Genomic DNA, 14085 nt, shown 5'->3' on the forward strand with positions numbered 1-14085 from the left:
CTCAGTAGTTCTTCTTCAGGTCCATGCCGGCGTAGAGCTGGCCGACCTGTGCCTCGTAGCCGTTGAACATCTCGGTCTTGCGCCGCTTCGCGAACAGGCCGCCGCCGTCGCCGATGCGGCGCTCGGTCGCCTGGCTCCAGCGCGGGTGGTCGACGTTCGGGTTCACGTTCGAATAGAAGCCGTACTCCTGCGCCGCCGCCTTGTTCCAGGCCGTGCTCGGCTCCTTCTCGACGAAGCGGATCTTGACGATCGACTTGGCCGACTTGAAACCGTACTTCCATGGCACCACGAGCCGCACCGGCGCGCCGTTCTGGTTGGGCAGCACCTCGCCGTACATGCCGAAGGCCAGCAGCGTGAGCGGATGCATCGCCTCGTCCATGCGCAGGCCTTCGGTGTAGGGCCAGTCGAGCACGCGCGAGCCGACGAAGGGCATGGTCTTCGGATCGGCCAGCGTCACGAACTCGACGAACTTGGCATTGCCCTGCGGCTCGACCTTCTTGATGAGCTCGGCCAGCGAATAGCCCACCCACGGGATCACCATCGACCAGCCCTCGACGCAGCGCAGGCGGTAGATGCGCTCTTCCTGCGCGCTGAGCTTGAGCAGGTCCTCGATGCCGTACTTGCCCGGCTTCTTGACCAGGCCTTCGACCTCCACGGTCCACGGCCGCGTCTTGAGGGTGCCGGCGTTCTTCACCGGATCGCCCTTGTCGACGCCGAACTCGTAGTAGTTGTTGTAGCTGCTCGCGTCCTTGTAGTCGGTGAGCTTTTCCATCGTCTGCGCGCCCGGCACGGCCGATTTGGCGCCCGGCAACAGGGCCAGCTTGTGCGGGCCGGTCGCCTGGGCGAAGGCCTCGCGCCCGGCAAAGGTGGCGAGCGCCGCACCCGCGGCACCGCCGGCCATCAGCTTGAGCAGGTCGCGCCGGCCTTCGTAGGCGGCGCGCGGCGTGATCTCGCTCGACAGCGGATGGGTGAAACCCTGGGTGTCGCGACGGTGCGAACGGGAATGGAACGACATGGCAGGCCTTTCGCGTGAATCGTTGTGCTCAGGGTAGTTCGTGACATGCCCCGGTTTGGTTACGCGCCATGGTGGCGCGTGGTTTCAATTCTTCGCAAAAGGCGCAACGCCTGCGCTTACAGCGTGCCGTAGCTGTGCAGCCCGCTCAGGAACATGTTCACGCCAAGGAAGGCGAAGGTGGTCACGGCCAGGCCGGCCAGCGCCCACCAGGCCGCCACGGTGCCGCGCAGGCCCTTCACGAGGCGCATGTGCAGCCAGGCCGCGTAGTTGAGCCAGACGATCAGCGCCCAGGTTTCCTTCGGGTCCCAGCTCCAGTAGCCGCCCCAGGCGTCGGCCGCCCACAGGGCGCCGAGCACGGTCGCGATGGTGAAGAAGGCGAAGCCGACGGTGATCGACTTGTACATGACGTCGTCGAGCACCTCGTTGGCCGGCAGGCGCGCCGCGATGCGCTTGCGTCCCAGCAGGATGCCCGCCGCGATCAGCGCCGAGATGCCCGCATAGATCACCCAGTAGCTGCCGCCGGCTTCCTGCACGCGCTGGCGGAAGGCCACCGGCACGAAGCACAGCGCCACGCCCAGGAGCCAGATCGGCGTGAGCTTGTACCAGCGGGTCTCGCTCGCCTGCTCCTTGATGAGGTAGGCGAAGGCCACCATGGCCGCGAGCGCGAAGGTGCCGTAGCCGATGAAGTTGGCGGGCACGTGCAGCTTCATCCACCAGCTCTGCAGCGCGGGCACCAGCGGCTGGATCTCGTGCGCCTCGCGCACGATCGTGTACCAGAGCAAAAAGCCCACCGCCGCGCTCACCACCAGCATCACGAAGGCACCCAGCGCGCGCGTGTTGTAGCGCTCTTCGAAGTACAGGTAGAACGCAGCCGTCAGCCAGCAGAACAGCACGAACACTTCGTACAGGTTGCTCACCGGGATGTGGCCGATGTCCGGGCCGAGCTGGTGGCTTTCGTACCAGCGCACCATGGTGCCGATCAGCGCCATCGTCACGGCCGCCCAGGCCAGGCGGGAGCCGATCAGGTCGAAGGTGTCGGCCTGCTGCTTGCCGGCGGCGAAGCCGATCCAGTAGAACAGCGTGCTCATGAAGAACAGCACGCTCATCCAGAGGATGGCCGACTGGCTCGACAGGAAGTACTTGAGCCAGAACACCGAATCGGCGCGCGCCAGGTCGCCCTGGTAGGAGCTGATGGCCAGCAGCGAGGCCGCGGCCACCACCAGCGTCAGCACCCGCAGCGGGCGCCAGAACCAGCAGATGCCGATGACCGAGACCAGCGCCGCCACGAGGATCGGCTTTTCGTAGCTGTCCATCGAGCCGGCGTGGCGCATGAAGGCGAACGCGCCGCCGGCCAGCACCAGCGCCGCGAACACCCAGTCGAACAGGTTGCGGCGGGAGAGCCAGCTTTCGTGGAGCGTGAGGGTCGTGGTGTTCATGGTGACGCCGGTTCTTCTTTCTTCAGGGCGAGCAACCTGTGCTTCAGGTGCTCGAATTCGCGATCGCTGTCCAAGGTCTTGCGGTTGACCGAGAACGCCATCGTGGCGACCGTTTCGCGGCCGTCGTTGTCTCCAGAGGCGCCGCCGCCGGGTGTCAGCCACACCCACAGGCGGCGCTCGCGCACGTACAGCATGGCAAAAATACCGACGATCAGCAACAGACACCCCAGATAGACGATGTTCTTGCCAGGGGCACGCGCCACCTGGAACACGCTGGCCTGCACCTGGGTGAAGTCGGTCATCATCATCGCGACCGGCGCCGGGTAGAAGTGCGCGTCGCTCAGGGCCAGCACGGCCTGCGTGAGGTAGCCCTGCGATTTCTCGTCGTTCGGCAGCGCGGCCAGGCCGGCGCCCTCGCGGCTCAGGTTGAGCACTTCGAACAGCACGTCGTTGAGGATGCGCACCAGCACCGTGCCGGCGCGCTCGCGCTCGGCCTCGGGCACGTTGGCTTCCATGAATTCGGCGATCGCCTGCCAGCCGCCCTGCGACGCGGCGTCGGCCTTGGCGCGCTCGGCGCCCGAGAACAGCGCCAGCGCGCGGGCGGCCGACACGCGCAGCTGCTCGGCCATTTCGGGGCGCTTCGGGTCGGTCGCCTTGGCGATGTAGCGCTGGATGGCGCGCTCGCGCGTGGCGGGGTCGCCCAGCGCGGTGCGCATGCGCACGAAGCCGTCCATCGAGCCCTGCTCGTCGGCCGGCACGCGCAGGTAGCGGAACGGCTCCTCGGGCTTCTCGCGCATGCCCAGCAGGAACACCGGCTGGCCGTCGCCGGCATCGACCGGCACCATGTAGTTCTGGTACTCGCGCGCCTGGCCGGCCGCGTCGCGCAGCTTGTAGCCGATGCTCGGGCCGATGTTGCGCAGCACCTTGGGCTTGTTGGTCTTGTTGGCGGCGCCCAGGCGCGACTCGATGCCGTGGCGCAGGTCGACCTTGCGCACGTCGGCGCCGCTGCCCATGGCGCCACCGTCGGCGAAGTTCTCGACGTTGATCACGCGCAGCGCGGCGTACTCGAGCGTGAGCTTGTCCTTGCCGTTGGTGATCTCGGTGCTCGGGCCGCCGATGATGCCCTCGACCTCGAAGGGCTTGGCCGCGGCCGCCATCGGCACCGCCTTGAGCTTCACCGTGGAGCCGCCGTCGTCGAAGCTCGACTGGTAGATCTCCACGCCCTTGTAGCTGGCCGGGTGGTTCACCTCGATGCGCGCGGGCACCTGCTCGCCGCTCTCGCGGTCGTGCAGCACCACCTCGCTGGCGAACAGCTTGGGCATGCCGGTCGAGTAGTAGTCGACGATGAACTTCTTCAGCTCGATGGTGAACGGCAGCTCCTGCAGCAGCACGCCGTCGGCCTGGTTCAGGATGGCCACGTTGCCCCGCCCCCCCTCGGGCACGAGGATGTTGCCGCGGAAGGTCGGGTTGGCGGTCGACAGGCGGTGCTCGGGCGCCACGTCGGCGATCATGCCGCCGCCCGTGAACACGCTCTTGCCGTTGAACCAGGTCTGGGCGCGCACCACCAGGTCGCCGTCGAGCAGGCCGCCGATGCAGACCAGCACGATGGCGCTGTGGGCAGCGATGTAGCCCAGCTTGTGCGCGCCGCCGGCGCGCGCCGCGACCATCCAGCCGGCCGAGGCCTTGCCGTCGGCGCTGGCGTTGCGCTGTTGCAGCTTGACCTTCCAGCCGCCGCTCACGAGCAGCTGGCCGATGCGGTTGGCCGCCATGTCGGGCGTTTCAGCCAGCCGGTTCTCGGCGCGCTGGCCGAAGGCCTTGAGGCTCTGCGCGCGGATGTCTTCCTTGAAGGTGCGCAGGTCGATCAGGATGCGCGGCGTGTTGCGCGCGACGCACAGCGACGTGCTGATCACCAGGAACAGCAGGATCAGCAGAAACCACCAGGCGCTGTAGACCGAGTCGAGCCGCGCCGTGCGGAACAGCTCGGCCCAGAAAGGCCCGAACTGGTTGATGTAGTTGTTGATCGGCTCATGCTGCTTGAGCACGGTGCCGATGATCGAGGCGATGCAGATGACCGTGAGCAGCGCGATCGCGAAGCGCATCGACGACAGCAGTTCCACCGCGGCGCGAAGCAGCTGCGGGCCGCGATGCACGCGAAGGCCATGGGTGGAAACGGTCATCGGGAGGGAACCAGGAAAGAGGAAAAAAACAAAAGGGCGGGCCATCCTCCTGGATCGGCCCGCCCTTTGTTTGGGATTTTTATCGGCGGTTAGTTCACGCTGGACAGCGCGACGGCGGAAATCAGCGCAGGCCGGCGATGTAGTCGGCGACAGCCTTGATTTCGCGGTCGTTGAGCTTGGCGGCCACGCCGTTCATGGGCGAGCTGTTCAGGCGGACGTTGTCGCGGAAGGCCACGAGCTGGGTCACGGTGTAGTCGGCGTGCTGGCCGCCCAGGCGCGGGTACTGGGCCGGGAGGCCGGCACCGTTCGGGCTGTGGCAGCCGGCGCAGGCCGGGATCTGGCGATCGCCGATGCCGCCGCGGTAGATCTTCTCGCCGAGGGCGACCGTGTCCTTCTCCTTCGAGAAGCCCGGCTTGATCTTCTTGGAGCCGACGAACCAGGCGATGTTGCGCATGTCTTCTTCGGACAGCGCCGAGGCCAGCGGCTTCATGATGGCGCTCTTGCGCTTGCCGGACTTGAAGTCCTGCAGCTGCTTGAGGATGTATTCGGGGTGTTGTTGCGCCAGCTTGGGGTTGGCTGCGATGGCCGAGTTGCCGTCCGCGTTGTGGCACGAAGCACAGCTTTGGCTGTTGGCCGGCGTCGCATTGAACAGCGTGTCGCCCTTGGCGGGATCGGGCTTGGCCGGCTTGGCGGCTGCCGCTGCGGGGGCAGCTGCATGCTCATCGGCTGCAAAACTCGCGCTGGCTGCGACGCCCATGAGGGCTGCAAGCAGAATATTGGCAAACAACTTCATATCGGGGGCTTCGAATTTATGGCGCAAAACCCCGCGATTCTACAATGGCGCCCCGTTCCGAAAGCCCATTGATGACCTCCCCGCGCGCCAAGTCCGCCGCTTATCCTCCCCGCGCGGCCCCTGCCGTGGACCCGCAGGTCGCTGAACGCGAGCGCGTGGCCCTCGGTTGGCTGCACACCGCCCACTTCCTGACCAGCGCTCCGCAGCTCGAGCACCTGCCCCCGGTCGACCTGCCCGAGATCGCTTTTGTCGGCCGTTCCAACGCCGGCAAATCGACCGCCATCAACACCCTGACGCAGCAGACGCGCCTGGCCTTCGCCTCGAAGACGCCGGGCCGCACGCAGCACATCAACCTGTTCGGCATCGGCAAGCAGAAGGTCGACGACGCCGTGCTGGCCGACCTGCCCGGCTACGGCTACGCGGCCGTGCCGAAGGAAGCCAAGCTGCGCTGGCAGCGCGTGATGGGCAACTACCTCATGACGCGCGAAAGTCTGCGCGGGGTTGTCCTGATGTGCGATCCGCGCCACGGCATGACCGAGCTCGACGAGATCCTGCTCGACGTGATCCGTCCGCGCGTCGAGCAAGGCCTGAAATTCCTCGTGCTGCTGACCAAGTCCGACAAGCTCACGCGCACCGAAGCCGCCAAGGTGCTGTCGATTACGCGACTGAACGCCGGCGGCGGCGAGGTCAAACTGTTCTCGGCCCTGAAGAAGCAAGGGGTCGGCGAAGCGGCCGAGCTGCTGTGGCGCTGGGTGCACCCCGACGACGCCGCGGCAGCGCCCGCGCCGCCACCGGCCGACGACGCCTGATGCGCTAGGGGAACCGGCTGCATCGAGCGCCTCGTCTGCGAAGTTCACTATCAAAACAATAGCAACAGTCAACCCAAGGAGACACGAAGCATGATCGAGACCTTCCAACGCAGCCTGCCCAACGGCACCACCCTCAGCTGCCGCGCCGCCGGCAAGCCGGGCCAGCCGCTGATGGTGTTCCTGCACGGCTTTCCCGAGGCCGCGTTCATCTGGGACGAACTGCTCGCCTACTTCTCGGACCCGGCCCACGGCGGCTACCGCTGCGTGGCGCCCAACCTGCGCGGCTTCGAGAAATCCAGCGCCCCCACGGAAGTGGCCGACTACAAGGCCCACCTGCTGATCCAGGACATCCAGCAGCTCGTGGCCACCGAGAGCGCCGACGGCACCATGGCCGCGCTGGTGGCCCACGACTGGGGCGGCGCCTTCGCCTGGGGCTACGCCAACGCCTTCCCGCAGCAGGTCGGCAAGCTGGTCATCATCAATTCGCCGCACCCGGGCACCTTCACGCGCGAGCTGCGCAACAACCCGGCGCAGCAGCAGGCCAGCGCCTACATGCACTTCCTGGCGCGCCCCGATGCGGAGGCGCTGCTCGCGGCCGACGACTTCAAGCGCATGTGGCCCTTCTTCCTGCTGATGAAGGCCGGGCCGGACGGTTTCGGCTGGCTCACCGAAGAGGTGAAGCAGCAGTACCGCGAGGTCTGGAGCGCGGGCCTCACGGGCGCCTGCAACCTGTACCGCGTGACCCCGATGAAGCCGCCACTGCCGGGCCAGACCGTCGACAGCATTCCGGTGCTGCCGCGCGAACGCCTCACGGTGACCATGCCGACCTTCGTGTTCTGGGCACTCGACGACGCCGCGCTGCTGCCGGGCCTGCTCGAAGGGCTGGAAGAGTACGTGCCGAAGCTCGAAGTCAAGAAGGTGCCGAACGCCACCCACTGGATCGTGCACGAGCAGCCGCAGCTGGTCGCGCGCGAGATCGAGGGCTTCCTGGCCCGCAATCAGTAGATTGGCGGCTCGCCTTCCGGGCGGGTCTTGAACCGGCGGTGCACCCAGTAGTACTGGGACGGCATCGTGTCGATGTAGCCCTGCAGGCGCTCGTTCATGAGCGCCGTGTCGGCCTCGACGTCGTCGGTCGGGAAGTTCTGCCACGCCGACAGCACCTGGATCTCGTAACCACCGGGCGTGAGCTTCGCCACCACCGGCACCACCTTGGCCTTGCCCAGCCGCGCGAAGCGCGACAGCGAGGGCACGGTGGCCGCCTGCACGCCGTAGAAGGGCACGAAGATGGTCTGGTCGCGCCCGAAATCCATGTCGGGCAGCAGGTACAGCAGGCCGCCCTTGCGCAGCCCCGCGAGGATGGGCTTGATGCCGTCCACCCGGTTGAGCGCCGCCACGTCGCCGAAGCGCGTGCGGCCTTCGCGGATCCAGGCGTCGACCATCGGGTCGCGCTGGGTCGTGTAGATCGTGGCCGACGGGCGCGCCGTGTGCATGGTGAGCGCGGTGGCCGCGGCGTCGAGCCCGTAGAAGTGCGGCGCGAACAGGATCATCGGCGCGTCGCCCTCGGCGATCTCGCGGATCTCCGAGGCAGAACCGACGATCTTCAGCCGGCTCTTCACCACCTTTTCGGGCGCATGCCAGAGCCAGCTGCGGTCCAGCCACGACTGCGCGACGAAGACGAAGGTCTCGCGCGCGATGGCGCGGCGCTCGGCCTCCGACTTTCCGGGGAAGCACAGGGCCAGGTTCCGGTCGACCACGCGCCGCCGCGGCACGGCGATGGTGTGCAGCAGGCGGCCGAGGACCCTGCTGAAGCCGCGCACGAGCGGCAGGGGCAGCGGGGCCAGCACCCGCATGAAGCCGATACCGAGTCGGGAACTGAGGCTCATGGCGCGGCGCCTCCGGCGGCGTTGGCCACCACGGCGGGTTCGCCGCGCGGCTCCTTGTAGCGCGCGTAGTCCCAGACGTACTGGCCGGGCAGGCTGTGGATCAGGCGGCCGATGCCGTCGTTCATGGCGGCGGCGGCGTCTTCGATGGACGCCTCGGGGTCGGTGAGCGCGGTGCCGACGATCGGCTCGAAGCGGATCACGTAGCCCGCTCCGCGCGGCAGGCGCTCGCACACGCTGAGGAAGCAGGCGGCGCCGGTCTGTTGGGCCAAACGGGGAAGCAGGGTCATGGTGTAGGCGGGGCGGCCGAGGAAAGGCGCCCACACGCCCTGCCCCAGCGGCGGCACCTGGTCGGGCAGGATGCCGGTGTAACCGCCGCTGCGCAGCGTGCGGATCAGGCCGCGCACGCCGGTGTTGTTGGTCGGCAGGGTCTGCAGGCCGGGCCGGTCGCGCGAGCCCGCGGCGATCAGGTCGGCCATCCATTTCTTGCGCGCCGGGCGGAACAGCGCGGTGATCGGCCCGAAGTCCGCGAGAAAGCGCTCGCCGATGGCCTGGCCGCACATCTCCCAGCTGCCCAGGTGCGGCGCCACGAGGATCACGCCCTTTTTCGCGCGCATCGCGGCCTCGAAGGCCTCGACGCCTTCCCAGCGCACCACACGCGTCAGCACGCTCTCGCCCTGCGGGCGCAGCCACAGCCAGGGCAGTTCGGACGCCATGTGGCCGGCGGCGGCGATGGCGGGACGGTACTGCGCGGGCGAAAAGCCGGCGCTCTCGGCGTTGGCCTTGAAGCGGCGGCGGTAATCCGGCGCACACCACCAGACCAGCCATCCCAGCAAGGCGCCGAGCCGATGCATCAACGGCATCGGCACGCGGGCAAGCAGGCGGAACAGGGTGATCATTGAACGGGGAGGGGGAGAGAGTCAGGGAGGGTCAAAAGGCGGACGCGCGCGCATGGTATTGCGCGGCTCGAATAGAATGCAAATTGTCGCCGAGTTACGGAACAACTTGCAGGGCGACACCCACAAGCGCGAATGCGATTGTGTCCCGTCGATACGTCGACATCTGCTAAAGCGTTCGCCAGGGCTCCGCAGAGTTGGCAACGCGCCAATTGAACTTCAAGGAGTGACCACAGTGGCGAACGACTTTCTCTTTACTTCCGAATCGGTTTCCGAAGGCCATCCCGACAAGGTCGCGGACCAGATCTCGGACGCGATCCTCGACGCGATCTTCGAACAGGACCCCCGCAGCCGCGTCGCCGCCGAAACGCTGACCAACACCGGCCTCGTGGTGCTCGCCGGCGAGATCACGACCAACGCGCACGTCGACTACATCCAGGTCGCGCGCGACACCATCAAGCGCATCGGCTACGACAACACCGAGTACGGCATCGACTACAAGGGTTGCGCCGTGATGGTCTGCTACGACAAGCAGTCCAACGACATCGCCCAGGGCGTGGACCACGCCTCCGACGACCACCTGAACACCGGCGCCGGCGACCAGGGCCTGATGTTCGGCTACGCCTGCGACGAGACGCCCGAGCTGATGCCCGCGCCGATCTACTACGCGCACCGCCTCGTGGAGCGCCAGGCCCAACTGCGCAAGGACGGCCGCCTGCCCTTCCTGCGCCCTGATGCCAAGAGCCAAGTCACGATGCGCTACGTGGACGGCAAGCCCCACAGCATCGACACCGTGGTGCTCTCCACGCAGCACAGCCCCGACCAGAGCGAAACGCCGACCAAGATGAAGGCCTCGTTCAACGAAGCCATCATCGAAGAGATCATCAAGCCCGTGCTGCCCAAGGAATGGCTGCAGAACACGCGCTACCTGATCAACCCGACCGGCCGCTTCGTCATCGGCGGCCCGCAGGGCGATTGCGGCCTCACCGGCCGCAAGATCATCGTCGACACCTACGGCGGCGCCTGCCCGCACGGCGGCGGCGCGTTCTCGGGCAAGGACCCGTCGAAGGTCGACCGCTCGGCCGCCTACGCCGCGCGCTACGTGGCCAAGAACATCGTGGCCGCCGGCCTGGCGCGCCAGTGCCAGATCCAGGTGGCGTACGCCATCGGCGTCGCCCAGCCGATGAACATCACGGTCTACACCGAAGGCACCGGCGTGATCCCCGACGAGAAGATCGCCGAACTCGTGCGCGAGCACTTCGACCTGCGTCCGAAGGGCATCATCCAGATGCTCGACCTGCTGCGCCCGATCTACCAGAAGACCGCCGCCTACGGCCACTTCGGCCGCGAAGAGCCCGAGTTCACCTGGGAAGCCACGACGCAAGCGGCCGCACTGCGCGCCGCAGCCGGCCTCAAGTAAGCACTGCGACTACCGGGTCTCAAGGCCCGCCGTCCCCTCGGGGCGGCGGGCCTTTTCCTTTCATGGCGCGTTCTTCAGAAGCGGTACGCGCCGCTCAGGCCCACCGTCCAGTTGCGACCGGGCGCGGGCTCGTAGAAGCGCGCATTGCCTTCGTTGACGATGACCGAGCCCATGTAGCGGCGGTCGAACAGGTTGTCGACGCGCGCGAAGGCGTTGAAGTCCCAGCGCTCCCACTTCTTCAGGTAGCCGGCGTACAGCGCCGCCACGGCGTAGCCGTGCGCGCTCGCGGTGTTCAGGTCGTTGGCCTGGATGCGGCTCAGCGCGCGCATCTCGACGCCGGCGCGCCAGCCCTCGGGCGGCACCCAGCCGAGCGAGGCGAACAGCGACTGGCGCGCGATGCCCGGGATGCGGTTGCCCGCGTTCACGGCATTGCTGCCCGCGCAGGGCGACGGCGAGCAGAACGCATCGCGGTAGGTCGCGTCCAGCCACGTGTAGGCGAGCTGCGTGCGCCAGTGGTCGGCCGTCTCGTGCTGCCAGCCAAGCTCGAAGCCGTTGCGCCGCGTGCGCCCCGCGTTCTGGAAGGTGGCACGACCGCCGCTGTTGGTGGCGGTGACGATCTCGTCGCGCGTGCGGGTGTGGAACAACGCCGCCGTCAGCAGGCCGCCGCCCAACCGCGCCTTCGCGCCCACCTCGAGGCTGTCGTTCACCGACGGCCGCAGCCCGAAGTTGAGCCCGCTCGCGCCACCCGGGCGGTACGACAGCTCGTTGAGCGTCGGCGTCTCGAAGCCCCGGCCGGCCGAGCCGTACACCGCGAGATCGGGCGTGGCCTGGTAGCGCAGCGAGGCCACAGGCAAGGTCTTGCTGTAGCTCGCGCTGCCGCTGTCGTCGCGGTTGGCACCACCGATGTAGAGGTCGTGCGAATCGAAGTGCACACGGCTGCGGCGCACGCCGGCCTCGAGCGTCCAGCGCTCGGAAAAACGCCACGCCGCCTGCGCATACGGATCGAGGTTCCAGACCTCGTTGCGCTCGTTGCGGCGCAACCGCCCCTGCACGCCCAGCAGGGGCGCGGCCACCGGGCCCAGGTAGTTCTCGTAGCCACGGCGGCGCTCGCGCAGGCTGTCGTAGCCCAGGCCCGCCACGAGGTCGAAGGGCCGGTCGGCCAGCTGCAGTGCGGCGGTCCAGCGCAGGTCGACGCCGCCGTACTGGCGCGTGAGGTCGATCACCCCGCCCGCATGCAGCGGGCTCTGCTGCGCCGACGGCGGGATCGACTGGAACTGCACGGTCTTGCGCTCGCCGCCATAGACCATGAACTGCAGCGCCTGCTCGGCATTCAGGCGCCGCTCATAGCGCAAGCCGACCTGCGTCTGCTCGACCGTCTTGCGCGTGTCGTACTGCAGCGCGAGCGGCGCCTTGCGCGGTGCCTGCGCGACCTGCTCGGCCGTCAGGCCCAGCGGGTCCTGCGCCTCGATGCGCACGCTGTTGAGCACCAGCGTGAGCTTGTCGCCGTTGTCGAGCGCGATGCCCAGCTTGCCGTTCGCGATGTTGCGCCGCGCGGCACTCTGCTCGCGCCAGCCGTCGGTGCGAAAGTGGCTCGCGCCGAGCAGGTAGTCGACCGCGCCCTGCGAACCACTGAGCTGCAGCGACTGGCGCCAGCTGCCGAAGCTGCCGCCCGCCAGCGAGTACGACAGGCGCGGCGCGCCCTCCCCCGATGCGGTGAACGCCTGCACCACGCCGCCCGACGAATTGCCGTACAGCGCCGAGAACGGCCCGCGCAGCACCTCGACGCGGTCGACCGAGCCGATGTCGATGTTCGAGGTCTGCCCCTGCCCGTCGGGCAAGGTGGCCGGAATGCCGTCGACGTACAGGCGCACGCCGCGCACGCCGAAGGTCGAGCGCGCACCGAAGCCGCGCACCGACAGCTGCAGGTCCTGCGCGTAGTTCATGCGGTTCTGCACCTGCAGGCCCGGCACGGCGCCCAGGCTCTCCGACAGGTTGACCTGCATCCGGCTGTCGCGCATCTCGTCGCCATCGACGCGGTCGACCGAGCCGGGCACGAGAAACGGAGACAGCGTGCCGCGCGGCGTGGAAACGGTGACATCGCGCAGCGTGCCGGCCGGCGACGTGGCGGGCTGCTGGCCATGCACGGCCAGCGGAGCGCCCAGGATCAGCAGGCGAAGCGGATAGGAGAGTGCGGCATTCATCGGCACCGATTCTGCGTCGGTGCCCTGCCCCTTTCGCCTAGCGCGAACCCGTGCGCGGCGACCGGCGCCAGCCGTACCAGGCGCACACGAGCACCGGAATGCCCAGGCCCACCCAGGCCACCATGTCGCCGAGGCCGCCGTCGCTGAACAGCGCGGTGACGAGGCCGACCGTGGTCATCACGCCCAGCGCGATGGGCCAGCCCCACATGCGCCAGAAGGACTGGTGCGGTGCCTTGTGGTGCGTCGTCATGCCTGCACCTTCATGGCCGGTGCCGGGTCGGGCTGCGGGCCCGAGGCCGAGGGCGGCGCGCGCTCCGTGGCGGGCGTCGCGGTCGGGGTCGCCCGGGCCGGCACCGTGTTGCCGCGCTTGAGCCACAGGTACAGCCCGCTGCCCAGCACGATGATGGTCGCGATGTCCAGCAGCGCCCACAGGATCTGCATCGGCATGCCGCCGTAGTCGCCGAAGTGCAGAGGCTGCGACACCAGCAGGCCCGTGAGGTACCACGGCATCTTCGGCGCTGCCGTCACCTCTGCGGTCTTGGCATCGACCAGCACCGGCTGCAGCAGCTTCGAGGTGAAGGGCTCGTTGCCGCGCAGGAAGAAGGTCGTGTGGTGCGGGCTCGAGAACGAGGTGCCCGGGAAGGCGATGAACGACAGCTTCATGCCGGGCGCCTTCTGCATCGCACCTTCCATCGAGCGCTGCAGCGAGCCGCGCTCGGCCACCGGCACCACCGGCTCGTTCTTGTAGGGCGCGAGCAGCGTGCTGAGCTGGTCGTACTGCCAGTACTTGATGATCAGGTCGGCCCAGGTGTTGATCATGCCGGTGGAGCCCACCACGAACAGCCACACCAGCGTGACGATGCCCAGCAGGTTGTGCAGGTCGAGCCACTTCAGGCGCGGACGCTTCTCGCGCCGCACGGTGCCGAAGTCGAGCTTGCGCATGAACGGCGAATACAGCACCACGCCCGAGACGATGGCCACCAGCAGCAGTAGTCCCATGAAGCCCAGGAACAGCTTGCCCGGCAGCCCGGCGAACAGGTCGACGTGCAGCTTGAACATGATGTACATGAAGCCCTGGCTGAACTCCGGCTGCGCCAGCACGACGCCGGTGCGCGCATCGACCGCCACCGACTTGAAGTCTTCGGTGGGTTCGGGCGTGGGCGTGAGCGTGACGAACCACAGGCCGTCGTCGTCCTCGGGCTGCGAGACGAACTGCACCACGCGGTCGGGGTGCTTGGCGCGGCCGATCTCGACCACCTTGTCCAGGCTGATGCGCGGCGTGTTGGCCGGCATCTTCGGCGCCTCGACCTCGGTGCCCAGCAGGTGGCCGATCTCGTGGTGGAAGATCAGCGGCAGGCCGGTGATGCACAGCAGCAGCATGAACACCGTGCAGACGAGGCTGCTCCACTTGTGCACCCAGGCCCAGGTCTTGATCTTTCGGCTGTCCATGTCGTCGTG

The 14085-nt window shown here is 68.0% G+C and carries 12 protein-coding genes; 3 read left to right on the forward strand and 9 right to left on the reverse strand.

All coding sequences use genetic code 11. The annotated features are described in order from the left end of the window. Position 1: 1 nt before the first annotated feature. The 4 genes from msrP to VHAB30_RS20420 all read right to left on the reverse strand — a co-directional run bounded on the left by msrP (position 2) and on the right by VHAB30_RS20420 (position 5421). Entirely contained in the window at positions 2-1015 is a 1014-nt protein-coding gene (msrP, locus tag VHAB30_RS20405; RefSeq protein WP_159278438.1) for a protein-methionine-sulfoxide reductase catalytic subunit MsrP, read from the reverse strand. A gap of 116 nt (positions 1016-1131) precedes the next feature. Then, entirely contained in the window at positions 1132-2451 is a 1320-nt protein-coding gene (gene ccsB, locus VHAB30_RS20410) for a c-type cytochrome biogenesis protein CcsB (RefSeq protein ID WP_062471791.1), read from the reverse strand. Then, the gene (locus VHAB30_RS20415) at positions 2448-4628 is read right to left on the reverse strand and encodes a cytochrome c biogenesis protein ResB (protein WP_159278439.1); all 2181 of its coding nucleotides are present in this window, start codon (positions 4626-4628) and stop codon (positions 2448-2450) included. The genes ccsB and VHAB30_RS20415 overlap by 4 nt, the downstream gene beginning before the upstream one ends. A 121-nt stretch (positions 4629-4749) precedes the next feature. Then, positions 4750-5421 (reverse strand): c-type cytochrome, encoded by a 672-nt coding sequence (locus VHAB30_RS20420; protein ID WP_062471798.1) that lies wholly within the window; start codon positions 5419-5421, stop codon positions 4750-4752. A gap of 71 nt (positions 5422-5492) precedes the next feature. Here VHAB30_RS20420 and yihA point away from each other — a divergent pair, with 71 nt between their 5' ends. Both yihA and VHAB30_RS20430 read left to right on the forward strand, forming a co-directional pair. Further along, the gene (gene yihA, locus VHAB30_RS20425; protein ID WP_159278440.1) at positions 5493-6230 is read left to right on the forward strand and encodes a ribosome biogenesis GTP-binding protein YihA/YsxC; all 738 of its coding nucleotides are present in this window, start codon (positions 5493-5495) and stop codon (positions 6228-6230) included. Positions 6231-6320: 90 nt separating this feature from the next. Next, a complete protein-coding gene (locus VHAB30_RS20430) occupies positions 6321-7235 on the forward strand; it encodes an alpha/beta fold hydrolase (protein WP_159278441.1) in 915 nt (304 codons plus the stop codon). Here the strand turns inward: VHAB30_RS20430 and VHAB30_RS20435 are convergent. After that, positions 7229-8113: an LpxL/LpxP family acyltransferase gene (locus VHAB30_RS20435; protein ID WP_159278442.1), complete on the reverse strand. Its 885-nt coding sequence runs from the start codon at positions 8111-8113 to the stop codon at positions 7229-7231. The two genes, VHAB30_RS20430 and VHAB30_RS20435, sit on opposite strands and share 7 nt — an antisense overlap. Further along, positions 8110-9009 (reverse strand): lysophospholipid acyltransferase family protein, encoded by a 900-nt coding sequence (locus tag VHAB30_RS20440; RefSeq protein ID WP_095948316.1) that lies wholly within the window; start codon positions 9007-9009, stop codon positions 8110-8112. The genes VHAB30_RS20435 and VHAB30_RS20440 overlap by 4 nt, the downstream gene beginning before the upstream one ends. Positions 9010-9241: 232 nt before the next feature. On the opposite strand from VHAB30_RS20440, the gene metK reads away from it, so the two are divergent. Next, entirely contained in the window at positions 9242-10426 is a 1185-nt protein-coding gene (metK, locus tag VHAB30_RS20445) for a methionine adenosyltransferase (protein ID WP_062471813.1), read from the forward strand. 74 nt (positions 10427-10500) lie between these two features. Here the strand turns inward: metK and VHAB30_RS20450 are convergent, their stop codons facing one another. The 3 genes from VHAB30_RS20450 to VHAB30_RS20460 are packed head-to-tail and all read right to left on the reverse strand — an operon-like array spanning position 10501 to position 14076. Further along, on the reverse strand, positions 10501-12627 hold the full coding sequence (locus VHAB30_RS20450) for a TonB-dependent receptor (protein ID WP_159278443.1): 2127 nt from the start codon (positions 12625-12627) through the stop codon (positions 10501-10503). Between the two features lie 37 nt (positions 12628-12664). After that, positions 12665-12877: a hypothetical protein gene (locus VHAB30_RS20455; RefSeq protein ID WP_159278444.1), complete on the reverse strand. Its 213-nt coding sequence runs from the start codon at positions 12875-12877 to the stop codon at positions 12665-12667. Further along, positions 12874-14076: a PepSY-associated TM helix domain-containing protein gene (locus tag VHAB30_RS20460; protein ID WP_159278445.1), complete on the reverse strand. Its 1203-nt coding sequence runs from the start codon at positions 14074-14076 to the stop codon at positions 12874-12876. The genes VHAB30_RS20455 and VHAB30_RS20460 overlap by 4 nt, the downstream gene beginning before the upstream one ends. Between the last annotated feature and the right edge of the window lie 9 nt (positions 14077-14085).

The organism is Variovorax boronicumulans, assembly GCF_009811375.1.
GTDB classification, from domain to species: domain Bacteria; phylum Pseudomonadota; class Gammaproteobacteria; order Burkholderiales; family Burkholderiaceae_C; genus Variovorax; species Variovorax boronicumulans.